Below are 22538 nucleotides of genomic sequence, written 5' to 3'. Positions count from 1 at the left end.
GTTGCTGAAGATGAATTAAGCGTTTGGTTATCGTCATCGGTATCAACAAACACTACGCCATCTCCATTATGTGTGCCTGGATTAGCGTTGGCTAACATTACATTGGAATTGCCCAACAGGGAGAAGTCACCTCGTATGGGTTGTGTTGGATATCGTGGGGTAAAATCAATCCTAACTTGTGCCTCCACCATATTGGAAATCCCTGCTATCAATAGCAAGCACGCTAACAGAAATGATTTGAATATGGGTTTTGGGTCGAAATTTTCCATATAGTTGAATTTATTAAATGTATAAGCTTATCCTAATAATTTTTACAACGCCTTTTTATATAGGTTTGTCCTAGTTTTCTATCGGCTTTGTTATTTGAAAATGTTGTTGCTCGATTGAGGACGCGCAAATAGAGTCATTTATCATGTTGCCAACAATAAGTTGTAAACGAACGACAGAAAAACGTAAACAAACGACAACATTTGTCGAGGATGAACTACAACTATGGGGTTATGCATAAAAATTAGGGGGGAAGTCAGGATGTCAAACTTCCATTTATTACTGGAATAATTTCCTCAGCTTGATTAAGTCTGACAAGGTATTGACATTGATTTTTTTAAATATTCGCCTTTTGTATGTGCTGATTGTCGTTTCCTTCAGACTCACTACCTTTGCAATCGCTGTCAATGGAATTCCTTTTATCAGCAAATCGGCAATTTTGGCCTCACGTTTGGATAACTGCTTAAACGGGTTTTGCATGGTTGTTGCATGCGTCGAATCTGTTAGTTGGATCTCACCATGGAAAACTCCACCATCCAATGCAATCCCTATTGCGGATAAAATGCTATCGATATCGGCTGTTTTGGTTAAATATCCATTTGTTCCAAAAGCGGTATACTTAGGGGCATATATGGCTTCGTCCAATTCCGAAAAAATAAGTATCCGGGTTTTGGGGCATATGGATTTGATTTGCTCCACGGTACCCAGTACGTTTGCACCATTGCCAATCTCAGCATCTAATACAATCAAATCGTATTCTTTCTTTGGCAAATCTCTGATGGTTTTCTGGAAATTTTGCGCCTCACTAATGACCGAAAATGGAAAGTATTTCTTTAATAAGAATTTCATAGCAATCCCCACTATCTCATGACAATAGGTTAGAAATATATTGTGTCTTACATTTGTTAAGCTACTTTCCATGACTATATAATGAGTGATTCCCTTGTCAAAGAAGACAAAGTTAGACGGTTAAATAGGCATTGGAAAACAATTGCATGTGAACAGCATAAAAATGTGTATGAACGACAACTAGGGGAAAAAATAAAACATCAGGGAGGAAAAAAGCAGTAATGGTTTTAGTTACTCCCTATTATAGCTGCCTACACCAAAGAGAAAAGCATAAAAAAACCGCGCCTTTGGGAAGCGCGGTAAAAACAAAATGTTTTTTTATCAACCTAAACCTAAACCTATAACGTAGGTATTTTTATTTTGTTTTATAAGGACGAATTTTTTTTCATTTTTTTTTTGCTGCCCATGAAAACGGTTTAGCAATGATTGCCAAGCTATGGTGAGACATTAAAATTGAAAACCTCATAGGTTTTCCGTATGCGTTGCTCTTTGCATTGCATAACTGTACCGCCTTAGGCGGTAAACCTATGAGGTTTATGAGACAGACTATATCCTAGGTAGCCCAGGCTTTGTCACCTTTTTTATAAGGGAAGTCTCCATCGTATCTACCAGGAACTTGCACATACCGTAAGGCTTTGGTAGCACCCAATTCAGAGGTGAAAAATCCGAGCAGGGTCAACTGTTTGAACAAGTGGAAATAGTGATTGGGATCTTCGTCAGTTTTGCTTTTCTGGTAGTCCTTGGCTTCTTTATCTATTGCCGCTATCAGTTCCGTACGTTCATCTGCATTCAATTCCAGGAATTGACGCCCAAATTTCTCTTTCGCGGCATCTTCAAGTTTTCCAAGTCCATCTAAAAAAATCTTTTGATCTTCAGCGGTATAGCAGTCCTTCACCATAACTGGAATGAATTCCCCTACCCCGGCTTCTTTTGCACCTGGGCTACTTGTAGGAGGTAGTATGGTATCTGCCACATCACCAAGAAAATCTACGGTGCTCGGCTCAAACAGGCTTTCGATATCCTTTGTGGCCTTTCGGGTACATCCTTCCAAAAACAGGTTGGCACCAACTACGGTTCCACCCATAATCCATGCTACCCTTGCCAAAGCTTCTCTTCTATTCATGTCTATTTTTTTTACTGGTTAAAGTTTGTAATCCAGTTCCCAACCTTTTCTATATTCCCGTTTCACGAACTGGTTTACCTCATCAAAGTTGGATACCTTCATGCTTTCATTATCCCAAAGTAATTTAAGGTTGCGTCCCGGATATTTATTGTTGATACGCATGTCCGAACCTCGTATGGCCAAGTTAGCCATGAGCAGCGCTTCCGTCAGTGGTCCTGATATTTCAAATGGAGCACTCACTTGCTTATTGCCATAGCCCGCGATACAAGCTTCCACCCATTGCGCATAATGTCCACTGGCGCTTCCTGGTACCCTTTCATGTTTTTGTGGCACGTTTGCTCCCTCTGTCCTCGACGTGGGCAACAACCTCGGATTATCCGCATAGCAATCTGCTAAGATCTTGCCTTTAGTGCCCGTGAATAAGATGCCATTCCCTCCGTCGCCGAAGATTTCATTGGCTCCCAATTCTTCTGGGCGCCCGGGCTGTATCCCACCGTCTGACCAGTGGATTTTCACATCACCAGCGGTTTTGTCTGTTTTCGGGAACGTCATTACAGCGTAGCTTGAAGGCGGACAGCTTTCTGGAAAATAACCACGCTTAAACTCGTCTACATAAACTGTACCCACACTGGCTTGTACATCTTTTACATATTGTAATCCAAGGATGCTGAATGGCGCCTCCATAATGTGGCAGCCCATATCACCCAAAGCCCCAGTACCGTAATCCCACCAACCTCTCCAATTGAAGGGCACCAACTTTTCAATGTAATCTACATAGGGTGCCGACCCAAGCCATAGGTCCCAATCCAACTCAGAAGGCACTGTCCCTTTCTGGGCAGGCCACTGGATTCCTTGCGGCCATACTGGGCGATCCGTCCAACAATGGATGGTATGCACATCGCCGATAAGGCCTGCATCCACCCACTCCCGCATTTTGCGGACACCATCTCCAGAGGCTCCCTGGTTGCCCATTTGGGTTACCACTTTATATTTTTTTGCGGCATGTGTGAGCACACGGGCTTCATATACATCATGGGTAAGTGGTTTCTGTACATACACATGCTTACCCAATTGCATCGCTGGTAACGCATGGATGGCATGGTTATGATCCGGGCCTGATACGGAAACCGCGTCAATGTGCTTATGCTCTTTGTCAAGCATTTCACGGAAGTCGTTATAGTACTTGGCCTTTGGGAACCGTTTAATTGAATTTGCGGCTCGACGATCATCCACATCGCAGAGGTAAGCAATTTCTGCCTTGCCGCTGTCGTAAAACGATTTGATGTCTGACTCACCCTTGCCACCAACGCCGATACCGGCTACTACCAATTTATCACTTGGGGCAGTGAAACCCTCTCCGCCCAATACATGGCGGGGCACGATCATGAAACCTGCCGCAGCGGCCGCTCCTGTTTTTAGGAAATTTCGGCGTGAGGCATAATTTTCTTTTTTGTTCATTACCTAATTAGTTTTTGTTTTAGTATGTTGAAATGTTATCAATGGCTGGAGGATGCCAACCATTACCTTTTATAGGTTGCCTTTCTTCAACTCATTTACCGCGAAGTCTGCTGCACGGGCGGTAAGCGCCATGTAAGTAAGGGAAGGATTCACACATCCTGCGGATGTCATGCATGCACCATCTGTCACAAATACGTTCATTGCATCCCATACCTGGTTATTGCCATTCAGCACCGAAGTTTTGGGATCACGTCCCATTCGGGCCGTACCCATTTCATGGATACCTTGGCCAAATCCGTAGCCATTATCGTACGTGTATACATCCTTCACGCCAGCGGCTTCTAGCATCTCTTTCCCATCTTCCATCATATCCTTACGCATCTTGAGTTCGTTCTCTTTGATTTCCATATCCATGGCCAATACGGGCAACCCCCATTTGTCCTTCACTTCTTTATCTAGGGAAATCCGGTTTTCATGATAGGGCAGTGTTTCCCCGAAAGCCGTAAACCCGGCCGACCAGTTGCCCGGTTCGCAGAGGGCGTCCTTCCATTCACCACCGATACTCATTTCGGCGATTTCGCCACTCCACCGGCCTCTGCTCGCGGCGCCTTGATACCCAAATCCACGAATATAATCGCGCTTATCATCGCCTACGTTACGGAAACGCGGGATATAGAGTCCTGTAGGCCGACGGCCATAGAAATATTTATCTTCATAGCCTTCGATCCGTCCACTTGCACCGCAACGGAAATGATGGTCCATCGCGTTGTGGCCAAGTTCACCGCTGCTGCTGCCTAACCCACCTTCCCATACATCCGTGGCCGAGTTCATCAACACCCAGGTGGAGTTGAATGCCGAAGCACAGACAAAGATTACCTTTGCGAAATATTCGTATGTTTGGTTTGTCTCCGCATCGATAATTTCCACTCCCGTCGCCTTTTTCGTGTCTTTGTCATACAGTATACGGGTAACGATTGAAAATGGACGAAGGGTTAGGTTGCCGGTAGCTACAGCAGCAGGCAAGGTGGACGACTGTGTACTGAAATATGCACCGAAATTACAGCCCAACCAGCATTGGTTTTGGAATTGACAGTTTACACGCCCCTCATGCGGTACCGAAAGGTTGGCTACACGCCCTATGATAAAATGCCGCCGGTCATTATAGTGCTTTTTGACACGCTCAACCATATCTTTCTCTACGACGTTCATGGCCATTGGGGGAAGGAAATCACCGTCGGGCAATACATCAAGTCCATCGCGATTGCCACTGATGCCTGCCCATTTCTCTGCATAGCTGTACCAAGGATCAATATCTTTATATCGGATGGGCCAATCCACACCATATCCATCTTTAAGGTTTGCCTCGAAATCGAGGTCACCCAATCTGTAGCTTTGCCTACCCCACATCAAAGAACGCCCCCCCACATGGTAGCCACGGTACCAATCAAACCGCTTAATCTCCACATACGGGCTCTCCTTCTCGTTTACCCAGAAATCAAGATTCTTTTCATTCAGTGGGTAATCCCTCTTTAATACGGGATAGTCTTCAATCATCTGCTGGGTACGCCCCCCGCGGTGCGGAAAATCCCAGGGGTGTTTGGTTGCCGCATGGTAGTCTTCCACATGTTTGACATTGCGCCCACGCTCCAGCATAATGGTTTTCAATCCCTTTTGTGTTAATTCTTTTGCAGCCCAGCCACCACTAATCCCCGATCCGATTACAATCGCATCATATACGTTATCTGCCATAGTTTATTTTATTAAGTTGTTGTTTTAGTTACCGTGTTAGTTTATTCCCTTGAAATTTCAAGTTACTATAATTACGTATTATGAAGTCCTTTATTGCTTGTCGCAAATACGAATGCTGTCTTTCCCGGTGATATGATCTCATTCTACGGCCACCTTTTCCATTTTCTCATTCTTGAAGAACAACATGAACAAGACCAGCACGACGGCGGCGATACCTGCAGGGACAAGCCATATATTCTGCCAAAAAGGATCATTCGTAGGGTTTGCTTTGTAATATTCACTTACGAATCCTGCCACCCAAAAACCAATCAATTGCCCTACCCCATAAGTTGCCAACGTAATCAGTCCTTGGGCTGAACTTTTGTATTTCTCACCTGCTCTTGCATCCGTATAGATCTGCCCGGAAACAAAGAAGAAATCATAACATATTCCATGCAGGGCAATGCCAATAATGAGCATATAGGCGAGTTCGCCAGCATTTCCATAAGCAAAAAGCAGATAGCGTACCGCCCATGCGAGCATACCTACCATGATGGTTTTTTTAATTCCAAACCGGGAAAAAAAAACGGGTAATAGCAATAAGAAAAACACTTCCGAGATTTGCCCAATGGTCATTTTTCCGGTAGGATTTGCCATACCGACTTCCGTAAGGAACAAATTGGCATTTTGATAATAGAAAGCCAATGGGATACAGATGAGAATGGAAGAAATGAAAAACACCAAAAAATTTCTATTGTTAAGCAATTTAATGGCATCCAACCCAAGAATTTCAGAAAGGCTGCTTTTTTCAACACTCACTTTTTTTATGGGCGGGGTTTTGGGCAGGGTAAAGCTAAACAAACCAAGTACCAAGGAAGCGATGGCTGCCATTAAGAATGTATTTTGCAACACAAGCTCGCCCGCATCCCATTTAAAGACATAGCTGATCGTCAACCCAGCCACAATCCAGCCAATGGTACCCCAAACCCTTATTGTGGAAAATTCCTTTTCGGGATTGACCATTTGCCTAAACGAAACCGAATTGACTAATGCTAACGTAGGCATGTATAATATCATATAGGCCAATACATACGGATAGAACACCCCGACATTTGGTGCACTGTACATCTGGTACATCAAAACTGCTCCGACCAAATGCAGGACACCTAATATGCGTTCTGCATTGAAGTACTTGTCTGCAATCAATCCGATGATAAATGGTGCAATGATTGCGCCCCATGATTGGGTGGAAAAGACATTGGCCGTTTCTAAGCCAGTGGCGTTAAGGTTTTGGCTCAAAAACGTACCCAACGTAACGAACCATGCTCCCCAAATAAAAAACTCAAGGAACATCATGAAAGACAATTTAATTCTTGTGCTTGCGCTCATAATTGATTAAGAATGATACGGTGGAAAATTCATAATTCCGGCAACGAATATGGGATATATTTACGAATAGTACAAAACATTTAACAAAGATTTTTACGAGCAAGTCCGCATAAATAATCATCAAATAGGTGTTAATAAATCATTTTAGTGTCTTATTTCTATATTATGACAGAAAGGCCATTAATCTAAAAAGTTATCGACTTCCCGATAGGCGGCTATTAGTTTCTCCTCGCCTTCCTTTCCTCCGACAGATTTTCCATGTTCCATTCCTACTACGCTGCGGTATCCTTTATCATAAATATGCTTAAACAGGTTCTTATAATTGATTTCTCCCGTTGTGGGCTCCTTCCTCCCGGGGTTATCTCCTGTTTGGAAATAGGCAATTTCATCCCAGCACCGGTCAATGTTGGCTATCAGATCACCCTCATTGCGCTGCATATGGTATACATCATACAGGATCTTACAGGATGGGCTGTTCACACCCTTGCAGATGAGGTATGTTTGGCTGGATGTCCTCAGGAATAGATCGGGGGTATCACTCAACGGCTCCAGCACCATTATGATACCATGTGGCTCTAATATCTCGGCGCCTCGGCGTAATGCCTCGATGACATTTGCAGTTTGGATATCCATGGGTAGTCTCCTCGCGAAGTCACCCGGGACTACCGTAGTAAACTTGCCGCCACACCGCTTCGCCAGCTCAACTGCTTGCCTGCAACCTTTCAAAAGGACATCCACATGCTCCTGTTTTCCAGCCGCCAATGTATTGGCCCCATTTCCACCTTTGTCTAATACAAAAACACCCATGGTCATACCCAACTTGGCCAGTAGTTTACCAATACGTTCTTGCTCGTCAACTGAACGTCCCGAATAACCGTTGTCTTCGATGCTACGGAACCCATGGTCGTATGCAAATTGAATCTGGTCCGTGATGTCTTTCCCTACATGGCTTTCAAAATGCCCTTGGTGAGGACCATAGTTAAGATTGAACGGTTTGTTTTCCTGTTTTTCCCCGGTTTCATCCGCAATGGCTTGTAATGATCCACTACCAACCACCGCTCCGGTTGCCATAAGGGAATTCCGAATAAATTGACTTCTTTTCATTTTTCACTTAGATTATAATGTTCTAATATTTAGTTACCAACTGTTTAAACCCCGTACTCATGGTATCTCTTACCACACCAGATGCATCCTTATAAATCAGGAACACGTCGATGTCCTTACGTTGATTTGCAAACCGAATTGCCTCATCTGCTTTCAAAGCCATAAACACATTGTCATATCCATCTGCTGTTATTGCATCCTTTGCATAAATAGTGGCGCTGATAATTTCGGTATCTAAAGGATATCCTGTTTTGGGGTTAATGTGATGGGATATCTTCCGTTCCCCATCTTGCAAGAATTTGCGATAATTTCCCGCCGTCGTTATTGCTCCTTCTTGTACTTCCATTACATCATTTATCACTACTGATTGGTTTCCAGAATCAGCTGGCCGTTCTATCCCGATACGTATAGGTGTCCCATCGGGTTTTGGTCCCTTTACCCGTAATTCTCCACCCAGCTCCACCACATAACGGGTTATTTTCTTGCTTTCTAAATAATCTGCCAACACATCTACGCTATATCCTTGGGCTACGCCGTTCATATCCAATTGCAAGCACGGAGCTTTTTTTCTCAATCGGCGGCCTTTCAGCCGTATCTTATCCATCCCTATACAGGCAAGCGTAGCATGCACTTCTGCACTATCCGGAAACTGGTCTATCGCAGTCACGCCAAAGCCCCAAAGCTGTACCAATGGAGCTACCGTAATGTCAAAAACTCCTTTACTGTCCTTGTATATTTCAAGCGACCTCTTAACTACCTTATGGAAATGCTCATCAATCACAAACGGACCGTGCCCACCATTGTTGATTTTGTTAATCAGTGAATAAGGACTATATAATGACATGGAACTGTCGATCACACTTAATATGCTATCAATCGACGCTTTCGAGAGCAAACTATCTGCTGCATAATATGTAATCGCATAGTCCGTGCCTTGCGCATATCCATTGATGGAATATTTTCTTATATCCGTATCTGCTATTCCTGCCCATAGCAAAAAACACACACCCAGCACCGCCAAATATAGCCTAATCATCCAATCATCAATTTGGTTTATGCATGAAACCCCTTTCTTTCATCCTTGAAGAATGCCATGCTGCTGATTTGCTATAGCACCACAGTTTTACCAGGGATAGCATACGGATATAGTCCATCTTCATTTGGCAACACTTTTGGCAACGCATCCCAAGCCAATCGTTCGGGCATTAGATCAATGTTGGATTTCAATGCATCGTCCCATTTGATAACCTGCCCAGAATAGGTAGCCAACCTACCGATAATCCCTGTCAATGTACTGTAAGCGCCGTTATCAGCATCGGCAAATTTGTATTCACCCTTGCTGATGGCATCAAATAGTTCCACATGCTCATGCTGATAGGGATTAGCATTGCCCCGTTTGGGGTGACTGTAAAGTTCATTACCTTTGGTATCCCATAGGATGGCATCATTGCCGGCAGAAAGGTAAACGCGCCCCTTGGTACCTTGGAATGTCTCATCCACACGGTTTGCTGTTCCTTCGAAATGCCGGCATTGGCTGTATATGACCGAACCATCAGCGTAGGTTAACTCAACCGCATGGTTGTCATAAATCTCTCCATAGTCCTTACCGTTGCGCCATGCCCTACTTCCTGTGCCCTGTATGGATACCGGGTAGCTTCCCTTCACCCAATTGGCAATATCGATGTTGTGCACATGCTGTTCTACGATGTGGTCGCCACAAAGCCAATTGAAATAAAACCAGTTACGCATCTGATATTCCATTTCAGTCTGCTCGGGCTTACGTGGGCGGACCCACACACCGCCACTGTTCCAATAAACCTGACCAGATACAATGTCGCCGACGGCACCATCTTGGATGCGCTTAATACCTTCACGGTAGCTGGCTTGATAATGGCGTTGTAGTCCTACCACCACATTGAGTTTCTTTCGCTTAGCCTCTTTAGCAGCAGCCAGCACCTTACGCACACCCGGCACATCCACGGCAACTGGTTTCTCCATGAAAACATGTTTTCCCTGACGCACAGCTTCCTCAAAATGGGTGGGTCTGAAACCGGGCGATGTCGCCAAGATAACCACGTCGGCCAAAGGGATGGCCTTTTGATAAGCATCAAACCCTACGAATTTACGTTCCTCGGATACGTCTAATTTGTCTGCATGGCGTTCCGCCAATTTTGTGTAGGCTTCATCCAACCGATCACGGAAAGCGTCGGCCAATGCAACAATCTTGATATTGGCATCCGTCGCCAACGCATTGAATGCGGCCCCAGTTCCCCTGCCACCGCATCCAATGACCGCCACCTTGATAACATCATCACCACCTGCATATGCACCCACAAAAGGTACACCGCTTAACATTGCTCCACCTGCCAATAAGGCTGATGTCTTCAAGAATTCCCGGCGTTGTTCGCCTGCATGTTTACTGTTCATTTGTTTTAGTCTATCTTATTGGTTATTGATTTATTATTTTCTTGCTAGTTATTGATAGGGGGTCGAAGTTCGCCTTATCCATCTCAATAATCTTGTATCGGCGCTTTATCGTAATATGCCATGATCTCCGCTTCGGTTGGTGGATGCAACGGCCTAACCAACCGGATACCGATGAAGGGTGCCTCAGGAAACCACCAGTTACTTTTGGGAATCTGGGGATCCAGTTGCTTCCAAACCGGGTCAGAAGGCACGCGTGACGCTGACCGCAACGCGTTAGCGTCATCTTCGAATGAGCCTCCCCGGATGGTGTGCGGATAAAGCTTATTGGGGGTTGCCACAGGATTATCGGCAATAGCTTCTGCGAATTGCTGGTAATAATCCGCAATATACTGGTCATATGTCCATTCGGCCACATTGCCATGCATATCATGCACCCCCCAAGCATTAGGCTTTTTCTGACCCACCTCATGGGTTTTATTGCCGCGATTGCTCCGGTACCATGCATACCCGTCTAGCTCCGAAGCATCATCTCCGTAATTGTACTCTGTATCGCTGCCCGCACGGCAGGCATACTCCCACTCGGCTTCTGTGGGCAGACGATAAAATACGCCCGTCCGAACATAAAGCCATTTGCAAAACTGTATGGCATTGTAATGTGTCATGGCCAGCGCTGGATGATTTTCCTTGCCCATACCGAACGTCATATCAAGGTATGGCTTTGTAGGCCGGGTTATCGCATCCACCTCAGGAGGTATACTGCCACCGCTCTTCGACAACTCAAAATCCTTATATACAAATGGCTCATATAAATCCCAGGTCACTTCATGCATACCCATCCAAAAAGCATCGACTTTTACTTGGTGTACTGGACGCTCATCCGCATTCCCTTTCGTGCTCCCCATCTGGTATTCACCACCCTGGATGGGTTGCATCTTAAAACTAAGATTGGTGCCCACAATTTCTTGCGTATATGGTTCAAAATTTCCTTGAGCTAAGGCAACATTTATCAATAGTAAACTAATAAAAAATAAAGATCTTACCGTCATTTTATCTGTGAAGTAATTTATTTCCTTTTGGTCTCATGGAACCTACAAACCACGTTAGCGCTCTTTTATTTTAAGCTCGTTTCGTGCAGATTTCAGTTATAATCAATCAAAATTGGTGGCTGAATTTAGTGTCTTTTTGTTTAAATACAAAATGCAGTTCGTTATTTTAACTCATTTATAAAAAATGTGTCCTCATCAAAACATGGTGGCATGGCAAATAAAATTGCCCATACAGTGTATATGGTACACTATACGGGCAACGCCTCAATATGTAAAGTTTTCTTTACGAAAAGAAATATCAATTACTCAACAGGTTCAAATTTAGCAGTGAAATGCCTGAGCAATGGAGACTCATGGGTGATTCTATATCCCTGATAACGTTGTTTCTTTCGGTAAACATCCACGATGACCTCAGCCACATAATCGATGTGGCTTTGGGTGTAAACCCTTCTGGGAATTGCAAGCCTTACCAATTCCATTGGAGGTGAAACCAAGCTACCATCAGCGGCGTACTTTCCGAACATCACCGAACCGATTTCTACTCCCCTTATCCCTCCTTCTAAATACAGCGCGCTGCACAGGGCTTGTCCGGGGTATTCATGCACAGGGATGTGATTCATGAATCGCTCCGCATCTAAATACACGGCGTGCCCTCCAGTAGGTTTAATATAAGGTATGCCTACTTTATCAAGCTTTTCACCAATATACTCGATACTCCGTATCCGATACTTCAGGTAGTCTTCGTCCATCACTTCCCGCAATCCGATGGCGATGGCTTCTAAATCGCGGCCGGCAAGCCCCCCATAGGTGGGAAACCCCTCTGTGATAATCAATAGGTTCCTGCATTTTTCCGCAAGCAGTTCATCAACAATTGCAATGAATCCTCCAATATTCGCAAAAGCGTCTTTTTTTGCGCTCATTGTACAGCCATCTGCATATGAAAACATTTCTTGGGCGATTTCTGGGATGCTTTTGCTGCCATAGCCCTTTTCCCGTTGCTTTATGAAATAAGCATTTTCGGCAAATCTGCATGCGTCGATAAATATGGGTACACCATACGAACGACATATCCTACTCACTTCCTTGATATTAGCCATACTCACAGGCTGCCCACCACCGGAATTGTTCGTTATCGTGAGCATGACCAGTGAAATATCAGCAGGCCCCTTCTCAGCAATGAACGACTGTAGGGCATCCGCATCCATGTTGCCTTTGAATGGGGCTTCCAAATCCGGATCCTTGCTTTCTGGGCAACGAAAATCGATCCCTTCGGCACCGGAAAACTCCACATTGGCCCGGGTAGTATCAAACAGGGTGTTACTAAGGACGTATTTGCCTTTTCCACCCATTATGGTGAATAAAATCTTCTCCGACGCCCTACCTTGATGCGTGGGGATGATATAAGGCATATTGGTAATCTCGCGTACCGTTTCTTCAAATCGAAAAAAACTGTCGCTTCCCGCATAACTTTCATCACCCCGCATCACCCCTGCCCATTGTTCGCTGCTCATGGCACTAGTACCGCTATCGGTCAGCAAATCAATGATGACATCGCGTGCATTGATTAGGAATGGATTGTAATGGGCTTTTTTTAAGATATGTACGCGCTCTTCGCGTGTAGTGAAATAAATCGGTTCAACCGATTTAATCCTAAAAGGTTCTATTATTGTGTTCATGGTCAACATATCATCAACTATTCAGAATTGATTATCAACATCCGGAAAGTTTACTTTTGACAAGCAAACTTCCGGTTAATCAATCCCCGACTAAGATGGTCGTTTGATGATATTTTTCCACATATGCGATGTGTTTACAGCTTCCTTTTTACCTCTACTTGTTCGTAGGCTTCTATGATATCGCTTTCCTGGATGTCATTGAAATTCTGGATGTTTAATCCACATTCATAGCCAGCAGCGACTTCTTTCACATCATCCTTAAACCTTTTGAGGGAGGCTAGTTTCCCTGTATGGACCACCACCCCATCGCGAATGACTCGTATATCGTGGTTACGGTTAATTTTGCCATCCAGCACCATACAACCGGCGATAGTACCTACTTTGGTTATCTTAAAGGTTTCTCGGATTTCCACATTGGCTACGATTTTCTCTTCGAGCTTAGGTGCCAGCATGCCTTCCATGGCTGCTTCTACTTCCTCGATGGCATCGTAAATGATTGAATATAACCTGATATCAATCTGTTCTTGTTCGGCCAATTTGCGAGCACCTGTAGATGGCCTTACCTGGAATCCAATAATAATGGCATCGGATGCCGAAGCAAGGAGGACATCTGATTCAGATATCTGACCTACGGATTTATGGATAATGTTGACTTGGATTTCCTCGGTCGACAATTTAAGCAAGGAATCTGACAATGCCTCTATAGAGCCATCCACATCACCTTTAACAATGATATTGAGTTCTTTGAAGTTACCAATGGCCAAGCGTCTGCCGATTTCGTCGAGCGTGATATGCTTTTGTGTCCGCAGCCCTTGCTCACGTTGCAATTGCAGCCTCTTATTGGCCACCTGCCGAGCTTCGGTTTCGCTCTCCATTTCATAAAACTTATCACCTGCAGTAGGCGCACCAGACATGCCCAATATCTGCACCGGAGTGGCGGGGCCTGCTTCCGACACTTTCTGACCTCGTTCGTTGTGTAACGCTTTTACTTTTCCACTGTACGAGCCAGCCAAGATGGGTGCTCCCACTCGCAAAGTTCCGGATTGGATCAGTACGGTAGTGACAATTCCCCTTCCTTTATCTAAGCTTGCCTCAATCACGGAGCCTACCGCCCGCTTTTTCGGGTCAGCCTGGAGTTCAAGCAGTTCAGCTTCAAGGAGTACCTTGTCTAACAGTAAATCCACGTTTTCACCTGTCTTTCCTGATATTTCCTGACATTGGTACTTCCCGCCCCAGTCTTCCACCAAGATATTCATGGCCGCCAACTGCTCTCGGATTTTGTCCGAATTGGCTCCCGGTTTGTCAATTTTTGTGAATGCAAATACAATGGGTACCCCTGCTGCTTGGGCATGGTTTATGGCCTCCTTTGTTTGTGGCATCACGCTATCATCGGCAGCAATCACCACGATGGCGATATCGGTTACTTTTGCACCACGAGCACGCATAGCGGTAAATGCTTCGTGACCAGGTGTATCCAAAAATGTTATTTTCCGTTCATTATCAAGGGTTACCTCATAGGCGCCGATATGCTGCGTTATTCCCCCGGCTTCACCGGCTATCACATTGGATTTTCGTACATAGTCAAGCAGGGAAGTTTTCCCGTGGTCTACGTGTCCCATAACGGTCACGATAGGAGCCCTAGGAACAAGGTTTCCAGCGGTATCCGGTTCTTCAAGTTCTGTATTTTCTTCATCATCAGCCTTCACGAATTCGATTTCATAACCAAATTCATCAGCCACAATGGCAATGGTTTCAGCGTCTAAGCGTTGGTTTATAGAGACGAAGAGCCCTAAGCTCATGCAAGTAGCAATAATTTGCGTCACCGGCACACCCATCATATTAGCTAGGTCGTTTGCGGTTACAAATTCTGTAACTTTCAGCACCTTGGACATCATCTCCTGCTCCAAAGCTGCTTCCTCAGCGGAATGGGCTATATCGTCCCGTTTTTGGCGACGGAGCTTGGCCCGTTGCGCGAATTTCCCTGACTTACCCGCGCCACTGAGGCGTGCAAGCGTAGCCTTAATCTGATCCTGAATCTCCTTTTCAGACGGTTCCTCCTTACTTACGGCACCATGCCTTGGTTTCCCTTTGAAATCAGGGCGTCCCTTTGCACCTGTTTGCGGGGTTGCTGGTGCACTGGTTCCCGGACGCGGAGTTACAGGTTTATCTTTCCGCTTGCGTTTACGTTTGTGGTCATGTGGTTGCACACCTGATGCACTGGACGAGGAGGCTACGGGTTTTTCCTTTGGTTTGTGGGGAGTCAAATCGATACGACCTACCACATTTGGGCCTGTCAATCGCTGTGCCCGTGCCCTTATCACTCCTTGTGGTTCAGGTGCACTTTCTTTGGATTCAGGTTTATTTGGCTCCACTACCTCTGGTATAACTGTAGGTGTAGGGGGTTGCTCTGTTTCAGATGTGGTAGGCTTTGTCTCAGGAGCCGGTTCTTCCTCAGCTTTTTGCTCGGGCACCTCTTCTTGTACAGGCACCTCTTCTTGCACAAGCACCTCTTCATCCGCCTTATCTTGATCCTTTTTCTTGTCCTCTTCTACCGCTGGGGCAACTTCCTTTTCTTCTTTTTCTTCCTTCTGGTTTTCCTTTTGGGGTTTCCCGCTTTTAAGGCTATCCAAATCGATCTTGCCAACGATCTTCATACCACCAGATGCTTGCGGTTTTTCGCTAGCTTTACTTGGTTCCTTCTCCTTTTCTTGATGATTCGTATCAGGAGAAGGCACTTCACGTACCTCCGGCATAAATACATTCGTGTTCTTGATCAGAATCTCTTCAGCATCACCATCTTTTTGTGGTTTTTGCATAACAGTTTCCGAAGGAGATTCTTCACGACGGATCTTGCCAATAATAATCTGGTTGGCTTCCTCCTTCACAATCTTATCCCCTTGGAATTCCCGTAAAAGAACATCGTATGTATCACTGTCCAATTTGGTTCCTGGTTTTGGCTCAACTTCGTAGCCCTGTTTAACCAGAAAATCAACAGCGGTGCTTATACCAATGTTCAATTCCTTTGCTGCTTTCAGCAATGTTATACTTTTACCTTCTGACATTTAATTTATTTATCTTCCTTTTTGTGCTGATACAAAAATATACTTTTTTAAGTGTTTATTGGTAAAGAAATAAAAAAGCGTGAGTGACTTTGCTGACAAACGCCTAATCAATGACTTTATTCAAATTCAGCTTGCAACACTTGGATGATTTCATGGATGGTATTTTCTTCCAAATCTGTACGTCTCACCAATTCATCTACTGTAAGTGCCAATACCGACTTCGCAGTATCCAAACCGACACGTTTCAACTCATCAATGATCCAGCCATCGATCTCATCTGAAAATTCTTCAATATCCACATCTTCCTCTACTTCCTCTGCTTCGCGATATACATCGATCTCATATCCCGTAAGCTTACCGGCCAACTTAATGTTGTGTCCACCACGTCCAATTGCCAAAGAGACCTGATCGGATTTGAGGTACACCGCCGCAGTTTTGTCTTCATCATCCAGCTTTATCGAGCCGATGCGCGCTGGACTTAGCGCCCGCTGTATATATAGCGAGTTATTGTTTGTATAATTAATTACGTCGATGTTTTCGTTTCGTAATTCCCGGACGATGCCATGGATACGCGATCCTTTCATGCCCACACATGCCCCTACCGGATCGATACGGTCATCGTATGACTCTACAGCCACCTTGGCGCGCTCACCTGGTTCACGTACGATCTTCCTTATGGTAATCAACCCATCGAATATCTCAGGTACCTCCAATTCAAATAGACGCTGCAAAAATTCGGGGGCTGTGCGCGAAATAATAATTCTGGGGTTACTATTTACCATCTCCACTTTATGCACTACTGCCCGGATGGTATCGCCCTTTTTGAAATAATCTGCGGGGATTTGCTCTGTTTTGGGCAGTATCAATTCATTCCCATCGTCGTCGAGCACCAAGGTTTCCTTCTTCCATATCTGGTAGACTTCGCCTGTAATCAACTCGCCTTCACGGTCTTTGTATTTTTTAAATACCTCATCCTTCTCCAGTTCCAAAATCTTGGAAACAAGTGTTTGACGTGCAGCCAAAATAGCGCGACGGCCAAAACTCTCCAAGGTAATCTCTTCGATATAATCATCGCCTACTTCTAAATCTGGGTCGTATTTTCGAGCATCGGACAATTCGATTTCTAAATCGTCATCTTCAGAAAACTCATCTTCCACCACTACCCTTGTACGCCAAATCTCCAAGTCACCATTGTCTGGATTGACAATGACGTCACAGTTTTCATCCGTACCGTACTTCCTACGGATCATACTACGGAAAACTTCTTCCAATACACTAATGACCGTAGGGCGGTCGATGTTCTTGAACTCTTTGAATTCTTGAAAAGAGTCAATCAAATTAATACTATTGCTCATTTTACCTAAATGAAATTAACACCTTTGTTGTTATGATGTGTTCAAACGGGATATTGTTTTGCTGTTTCATAGCTTTTTTCCCTTTTTCTTTTACTGTTTCTTCAATTGTAATGTGTTCTTCTGCCGCTTCAAGTAACTTACCTTCCTTGACCAGCCCATCCTGAAGCGTTACCTGTACATTCCTTCCAATGTTTTTGCGGTATTGCCTGATGGAGGTAATTGGCGTATCAATTCCGGGCGATGAAACCTCCAACCGATAAGCATGGTCAATCGCTTCTTCTTCTTCCAGACGAAAGCCAACATAGCGACTGATTCCCGCACAGTCTTGGATGCTTACTCCATTGTCTCCATCGATGAGTACTTCCAACTTGCCACTGGAATGCATCTTTACACCTACCAAAAATAGGTCTTCCCTATCGGCGATCTTTTCTTCCACTAATGCTATAACTCTATCCACTATTGGCATATCGAATTAATAACGATTTATCAACGCTATCGGCCACAGAAAACCTCAATCAATTAAAAAAGGGGACTATTTCTGTCCCCTCTCTCTCAAGATTATGCAAAGATAAGTAAAATCTTTGATAATTAACAAATATGCTCCGGCCACTTTTTACATAAAAAGGGTTGGTTGTTATGCCTATGCCAAAACCAACAACTGGACTATCTTATTTTTTATCCACCACGGTACTGATTGTCTTCTGCATCTGCGCCATCATGGCAGTCAGTGTTTCCATGGTGGGTTCAGGATTTGGCTCAGGCAAAGCTGTACTGATATACGCCTTTGCCTTCCATAGTTCAAGTATATCCGTTGCCGCTACCCAATAAGGCTCATAGCTTTTATTATCTGAAAGCAATTTCAGCCCCTTGTCTTCCTTATACTTGAAAGCCACACGTTTATAAACAACCCCATCAGACTGGGAGATTACCACGTAGGTTTGCCCAGATTTCACGTCGTTCCAATTTTCTACATATTCTGCAATGACAATGCTCCCGGGTTGTAAAGGCAGCATGGAGTCTCCCTTGATCTCGAAAGCTCGGTATGTTCCCTGCCTGAACATCGGTAGGCTAAACTTCGGTAATTCGGCGATGTATTCAGGGTCGGCATAACCATTGAGATAACCCGCGCTGGCCTTTACAGGTACCAGTTCGATATTTTCACGATCGTCCTCGTCTACCGTAATACTCAGCACCCGTACATTGGCTGCATTTCCACGTGGTGTGGGTTTCCATTTGTCATTGATCGTATCGTTGGCCAATTCATCCATCGTGAGCCCATAGAACATCGCAATTTTCTTTAGCAATTCATATTTGGGCTCCGCACGATCTTCTTCATACGCCCCCACAGAAGCTCGCTTAATCCCAATTTCATCTGCAAACTGCTGTTGGGTAAGGCCCTTTTTCTTGCGAAGGTATTTAAGATTATTAGCAATATTTGGCATAAAAAATAAAAATAAATTTGATTAAACTAAATTAATTAGTAATATTGTGCCAATAAAATTAGTAATTAATTTTGAATGAACAAAAAATAAGTGTCAAATAGTTTTCAACAACATGAGCAATTACATTTATATCCTAACAGACAGCAACCGTACCTGCTTACATGTAGGTATGGCAAACGACCTTAATAAAGCCATAAATACGTATAGCGAATTGACTGGGCTATTCTTTGATGCCTGTTCAAAAGTTTCCCGATTGGTGTACCATGAGGCTTATCCTTCAGAAGAAGCCGCCTTTAGGCGCTTCAAGGAATTGAGCGGGTACACCCGTATGCAAAAGGAACGGCTAATACGCAGGCACAACCCCAATTGGATAGACCTTGGGCCTGTAAGGCCACTAAATATCCTCAGACCCAAAAAGCCCCTAGGTAGTTTTCTGCGCTATTAAATCGAGCTCAAGTTATTACCAACCTGGGGCAAAATTTAACCCAAAAGTGCCAAAGCTCACGTCATTACGCTGGAATGGAAACGCATAATAGGGTTCGAGAATCATAGCTCCAAAAAGGTTGACACGCAGGGATATCCCTGCGCTCAATGCGGGTATGCGTTCATACACATCAATGGGTTGGCTTGGATCAGATGGGTTAGGCACTGTACCGACAAAGCGCGGGGTACTACGGAAGGCGACCTTTGAGTCACTGTTCCATGCCAGTCCGGCGTCGAAGAATACATTTAAATCCGAAAACAACATCCCCGACCTCAACACGGCCAACCTCTCGGGCCCGGTAAACGGAAGTCTTATTTCAAAATTGAACACCGCAATACGTGTTCCCATCATGCTATTAAAGTTGAAAGCGCTCGAATTATTCCTAAATGAAGCACTCTCATAGCCTCTTATTAAATGTGGATAGCCCAAGAACAACGGATACAATGCGTTTTCATCGTTCCCTGCACGCATGTAAGTATAAGCCCTTACGGCCAATGTAAACGGTTGATAACGGTTGTATTTCCGCAGATCTAATGTATAGGCTCTAAAATTGAAATCACCGAAGTATTGTTCAGCACCTATTCGATAACGGTACCCTTGTAAAGGGGCTGCAATACCGAACACCGCATTGTCTCCAACAAATGAGGTATTAACCTGTTGGATCGTGAATGCATCAAAATTTCCGCCGATTAACTGACCCGCCTCCTTGTTTGACAGTTTATCGCGACCGCCATAACCATAATAGTCTTGCCACCACCGGTCTACCCGATAACTATAACGTGCAATCGCTCCACCCAATTCAAATCGATGATGTCTTGAGAACGGATAGGCACCAAACCCTTCGGCTTGTGTTTGGAACGTCCGAATAATATACGTATCAAATGTTGGAATTGAAATTGGATTTCCTTGGTTATCTGTAGCTTCCCTATTTCCGTACGCAGAAAAACCTGACATGTATGGAATATGTGAAATGGCTCCGCCCCAATTGATACGGCTTTTTTGATTGATATACGCCACTTGTCCACCGAAATCATAGATTTCGCCATTGATGGATAACGCCGCAAAAATCTGGTTGTGCCCGAGTATATCCGAAAACATACCCTGAATGCCCCCGGCAATTCCGGCCCCATAACGGCTACCCACTGCCAGTCCCATTCCACTATTGGCCAAATAATCCAATTTGAAATTGGGCCGGTAAGCCACGGTATTGACCTTATCATCGCCGATTCGTTGGAACAGGTTGAAATTGCTCAGGTTTGCATTGACCACATCCACGCCAAGGTTTTCAGGAGGTGGAAGCATCGCTGCATCAAAATTGACCACATGTGGATTGACTTCTAGCGGCTCGAATTCATCTATTTTTGCGTTATATACGCTGTATTCATTCCGCCTATAATATGAATATACCACATCGTCATTAGCCGAAAGGCTCAGTGCTGGGGAATACTCGGTAATGCCGCTGATACCTGTAAAATATTCTGTCATGCGCTCCACTTTGTTACTTGCCAGCGTATAACGGTACATATTACGGAAACCGTCGCTATTAGAAAGGAAGTAAACTTGGCTGTCGTCTGAAGAAAATTGAGGGTTGAGGTTGTTGGCACCTTGAAATACATCCAGGTTGGTGATTCCACGGGTCGCTACGTCAATCACCGCTATATTCATTGGGATATCCACACTCCTGGAACCGCTTTGCAACGCCACTCGGTCTGTACTGAATACAATTTTCTTTCCATCCCGTGAAAAACTCGGCTGGAAATCCGAATACCAATCATCCGTGAGCTGGGTCAGCACTTTGGTGGATAGGTTGTATATATAGATATCGCTATGCCCGTTTTTCAATCCCGAAAATGCCACGGTTTCGCCATCGGGCGACCATGCAATGTTGGCAAATTCGGAAATATCCCCCATTGCTTCAACAGATAGGGTTTTCCCATTTGAGACGTCAATTATCATCAGTTTACTTTTCCCTTTGCTGAAAACACTGAATGCAAATTTCTTACTGTCAGGAGAGAAAGCACCTGCTGACTCCAAGAAACTAAACTCGTCCAAATCGGGATTGGTCAATCGGCTGGTCAGCTTACGGATAATGTCACCGGTTTTCGCATTGGCCAAGAACAGGTCAATGCTAAACAAATCTTTCTCAGACATAAATGCCACGTATTGGCCATCGGGCGATATCGCCGGTGAGACATTCAGTCGGCCCGAATTTTTGCTGTTTATAATGGAGCGGCCTATGGGAGCCTTTGAAGTGTCTATTGGGAGACTGCGGTATGCGTTTTCCATGCTATTCTTCCACAGGTTGGATAAAGTCTGTGCATCATAACCGAATACCCTCCTGATGCCCATTTCATATCCATACATTGCTGTGGCCTTGAAGAGCGGCATGATAACCGTATCACCATACGTAGAACCGATATACGACCAGAATGCTTGCCCAAACCTGTATGGGAAATATTTTCCCTGGTTTTCTGTCATGGCCCGCAATGACGGGATATCGTTATTCAGGTAGGCATCACGCATCCACATAGCCGTAAATGCATCCTTTTTTCCTATGGAAAAATATTCTGCCATACCTTCAACCATCCATAAGGGGATATTGCCAATATTTTCCAGCCGTGTGGAATCACCTCCTTCCATCAATATCCTGTACTGGAACGCATGCACCAACTCGTGGCCAAGTACGTGCCGTGTTTGGTGATTGATTTGCATAACGGGCATGATCACACGGGTCTTGAATGCTTCGGTGACACCTCCAGTCCCAACCCCTATCTCGCCTTGTATGGTAGTGGTTTGCTGGAACTCTGGGTGATTGCTGTATAGGATAATTGGGTTTTTTCGCAGGAATGTGTCGCGGAATACTTGTTGATGCAACTCATACCATATCTCACTTTCTTTGGCAAGCCATCTGACAAGCGTGTCGTTTCCTAGGTAATAGTGCAGATTGAAATGCGGGGTTTCATATACCTTGAAATCCAGTTTCTTATACCGCATCTTGTTTCGCCCGAAATACTGAGCCTGCACATCAACTACGAAAAGGCACAATATACAAGCAAAAAAGAGGGTTAAAAAAGTAAATCGCTTTATACGTATTGGATGTATCATAAGATATTTAAGATTTTAAGGTA

Annotated in this window: 16 protein-coding genes; 1 reads left to right on the top strand and 15 read right to left on the bottom strand. The window is 44.5% G+C overall.

Going from position 1 to position 22538, the window contains the following annotated elements; all coding sequences use genetic code 11:
* Positions 1 to 546: 546 nt before the first annotated feature.
* From NF543_RS11060 to NF543_RS10995, 14 genes are all read right to left on the bottom strand, one after another.
* The gene (locus NF543_RS11060; RefSeq protein WP_257668188.1) at positions 547 to 1116 is read right to left on the bottom strand and encodes a response regulator transcription factor; all 570 of its coding nucleotides are present in this window, start codon (positions 1114 to 1116) and stop codon (positions 547 to 549) included.
* 553 nt (positions 1117 to 1669) lie between these two features.
* Positions 1670 to 2239, bottom strand: a complete 570-nt coding sequence (locus NF543_RS11055) for a gluconate 2-dehydrogenase subunit 3 family protein (protein ID WP_257668187.1) — start codon at positions 2237 to 2239, stop codon at positions 1670 to 1672.
* 18 nt (positions 2240 to 2257) lie between these two features.
* Complete coding sequence (locus tag NF543_RS11050) at positions 2258 to 3697, bottom strand: Gfo/Idh/MocA family oxidoreductase (RefSeq protein ID WP_257668186.1); 1440 nt, start codon at positions 3695 to 3697, stop codon at positions 2258 to 2260.
* A 69-nt stretch (positions 3698 to 3766) separates the two neighbouring features.
* A complete protein-coding gene (locus tag NF543_RS11045; RefSeq protein WP_257668185.1) occupies positions 3767 to 5446 on the bottom strand; it encodes a GMC oxidoreductase in 1680 nt (559 codons plus the stop codon).
* 138 nt (positions 5447 to 5584) lie between these two features.
* Complete coding sequence (locus NF543_RS11040) at positions 5585 to 6814, bottom strand: nucleoside permease (RefSeq protein ID WP_257668184.1); 1230 nt, start codon at positions 6812 to 6814, stop codon at positions 5585 to 5587.
* Between the two features lie 180 nt (positions 6815 to 6994).
* Positions 6995 to 7918 (bottom strand): hydroxypyruvate isomerase family protein, encoded by a 924-nt coding sequence (locus NF543_RS11035; RefSeq protein ID WP_257668183.1) that lies wholly within the window; start codon positions 7916 to 7918, stop codon positions 6995 to 6997.
* 22 nt (positions 7919 to 7940) lie between these two features.
* Positions 7941 to 8954, bottom strand: coding sequence for an FAD:protein FMN transferase (locus NF543_RS11030; protein ID WP_257668182.1), 1014 nt, complete (start codon positions 8952 to 8954; stop codon positions 7941 to 7943).
* 71 nt (positions 8955 to 9025) lie between these two features.
* Entirely contained in the window at positions 9026 to 10345 is a 1320-nt protein-coding gene (locus NF543_RS11025; RefSeq protein ID WP_257668181.1) for a Gfo/Idh/MocA family protein, read from the bottom strand.
* 83 nt (positions 10346 to 10428) lie between these two features.
* Positions 10429 to 11277: a formylglycine-generating enzyme family protein gene (locus tag NF543_RS11020; RefSeq protein WP_257668180.1), complete on the bottom strand. Its 849-nt coding sequence runs from the start codon at positions 11275 to 11277 to the stop codon at positions 10429 to 10431.
* 416 nt (positions 11278 to 11693) lie between these two features.
* Positions 11694 to 13067 (bottom strand): tryptophanase, encoded by a 1374-nt coding sequence (locus NF543_RS11015; RefSeq protein ID WP_257668179.1) that lies wholly within the window; start codon positions 13065 to 13067, stop codon positions 11694 to 11696.
* Positions 13068 to 13201: 134 nt separating this feature from the next.
* Positions 13202 to 16129 (bottom strand): translation initiation factor IF-2, encoded by a 2928-nt coding sequence (gene infB / locus NF543_RS11010; RefSeq protein ID WP_257668178.1) that lies wholly within the window; start codon positions 16127 to 16129, stop codon positions 13202 to 13204.
* A gap of 116 nt (positions 16130 to 16245) precedes the next feature.
* Positions 16246 to 17484 carry a transcription termination factor NusA gene (nusA, locus tag NF543_RS11005; protein WP_257668177.1) on the bottom strand — a complete coding sequence of 413 codons (1239 nt, stop codon included), beginning with the start codon at positions 17482 to 17484 and terminating at the stop codon, positions 16246 to 16248.
* Position 17485: 1 nt separating this feature from the next.
* Positions 17486 to 17950, bottom strand: a complete 465-nt coding sequence (gene rimP / locus NF543_RS11000) for a ribosome assembly cofactor RimP (RefSeq protein WP_257668176.1) — start codon at positions 17948 to 17950, stop codon at positions 17486 to 17488.
* A 202-nt stretch (positions 17951 to 18152) separates the two neighbouring features.
* The gene (locus tag NF543_RS10995) at positions 18153 to 18926 is read right to left on the bottom strand and encodes a LexA family transcriptional regulator (protein ID WP_257668175.1); all 774 of its coding nucleotides are present in this window, start codon (positions 18924 to 18926) and stop codon (positions 18153 to 18155) included.
* A gap of 112 nt (positions 18927 to 19038) precedes the next feature.
* Here NF543_RS10995 and NF543_RS10990 point away from each other — a divergent pair, with 112 nt between their 5' ends.
* A complete protein-coding gene (locus NF543_RS10990) occupies positions 19039 to 19371 on the top strand; it encodes a GIY-YIG nuclease family protein (protein ID WP_257668174.1) in 333 nt (110 codons plus the stop codon).
* A gap of 15 nt (positions 19372 to 19386) precedes the next feature.
* Here the strand turns inward: NF543_RS10990 and NF543_RS10985 are convergent, their stop codons facing one another.
* Positions 19387 to 22404 carry a tolB protein precursor gene (locus NF543_RS10985; protein ID WP_257668173.1) on the bottom strand — a complete coding sequence of 1006 codons (3018 nt, stop codon included), beginning with the start codon at positions 22402 to 22404 and terminating at the stop codon, positions 19387 to 19389.
* Positions 22405 to 22538: the final 134 nt, after the last annotated feature.

The sequence above is a fragment of the Parapedobacter tibetensis genome (genome assembly GCF_024704835.1).
GTDB classification, from domain to species: Bacteria; Bacteroidota; Bacteroidia; order Sphingobacteriales; family Sphingobacteriaceae; genus Parapedobacter; species Parapedobacter tibetensis.
The sequence above is the reverse complement of the archived record's forward strand: the minus strand, read 5'-3'. Positions and strand labels throughout refer to the sequence as shown.

What these genes read in the sequence shown, in the direction of transcription:
- NF543_RS10985 (WP_257668173.1), bottom strand. Translation starts at nt 22,404, where the DNA reads ATGCGGTATAAGAAACTGGATTTCAAGGTATATGAAACCCCGCATTTC.
- NF543_RS11040 (WP_257668184.1), bottom strand. Translation starts at nt 6,814, where the DNA reads ATGAGCGCAAGCACAAGAATTAAATTGTCTTTCATGATGTTCCTTGAG.
- nusA (WP_257668177.1), bottom strand. Translation starts at nt 17,484, where the DNA reads ATGAGCAATAGTATTAATTTGATTGACTCTTTTCAAGAATTCAAAGAG.
- NF543_RS11015 (WP_257668179.1), bottom strand. Translation starts at nt 13,067, where the DNA reads ATGAACACAATAATAGAACCTTTTAGGATTAAATCGGTTGAACCGATT.
- NF543_RS11020 (WP_257668180.1), bottom strand. Translation starts at nt 11,277, where the DNA reads ATGCAACCCATCCAGGGTGGTGAATACCAGATGGGGAGCACGAAAGGG.
- NF543_RS11055 (WP_257668187.1), bottom strand. Translation starts at nt 2,239, where the DNA reads ATGAATAGAAGAGAAGCTTTGGCAAGGGTAGCATGGATTATGGGTGGA.
- infB (WP_257668178.1), bottom strand. Translation starts at nt 16,129, where the DNA reads ATGTCAGAAGGTAAAAGTATAACATTGCTGAAAGCAGCAAAGGAATTG.
- NF543_RS10995 (WP_257668175.1), bottom strand. Translation starts at nt 18,926, where the DNA reads ATGCCAAATATTGCTAATAATCTTAAATACCTTCGCAAGAAAAAGGGC.
- NF543_RS11050 (WP_257668186.1), bottom strand. Translation starts at nt 3,697, where the DNA reads ATGAACAAAAAAGAAAATTATGCCTCACGCCGAAATTTCCTAAAAACA.
- rimP (WP_257668176.1), bottom strand. Translation starts at nt 17,950, where the DNA reads ATGCCAATAGTGGATAGAGTTATAGCATTAGTGGAAGAAAAGATCGCC.
- NF543_RS11025 (WP_257668181.1), bottom strand. Translation starts at nt 10,345, where the DNA reads ATGAACAGTAAACATGCAGGCGAACAACGCCGGGAATTCTTGAAGACA.
- NF543_RS11045 (WP_257668185.1), bottom strand. Translation starts at nt 5,446, where the DNA reads ATGGCAGATAACGTATATGATGCGATTGTAATCGGATCGGGGATTAGT.
- NF543_RS10990 (WP_257668174.1), top strand. Translation starts at nt 19,039, where the DNA reads ATGAGCAATTACATTTATATCCTAACAGACAGCAACCGTACCTGCTTA.
- NF543_RS11035 (WP_257668183.1), bottom strand. Translation starts at nt 7,918, where the DNA reads ATGAAAAGAAGTCAATTTATTCGGAATTCCCTTATGGCAACCGGAGCG.
- NF543_RS11060 (WP_257668188.1), bottom strand. Translation starts at nt 1,116, where the DNA reads ATGAAATTCTTATTAAAGAAATACTTTCCATTTTCGGTCATTAGTGAG.
- NF543_RS11030 (WP_257668182.1), bottom strand. Translation starts at nt 8,954, where the DNA reads ATGATTAGGCTATATTTGGCGGTGCTGGGTGTGTGTTTTTTGCTATGG.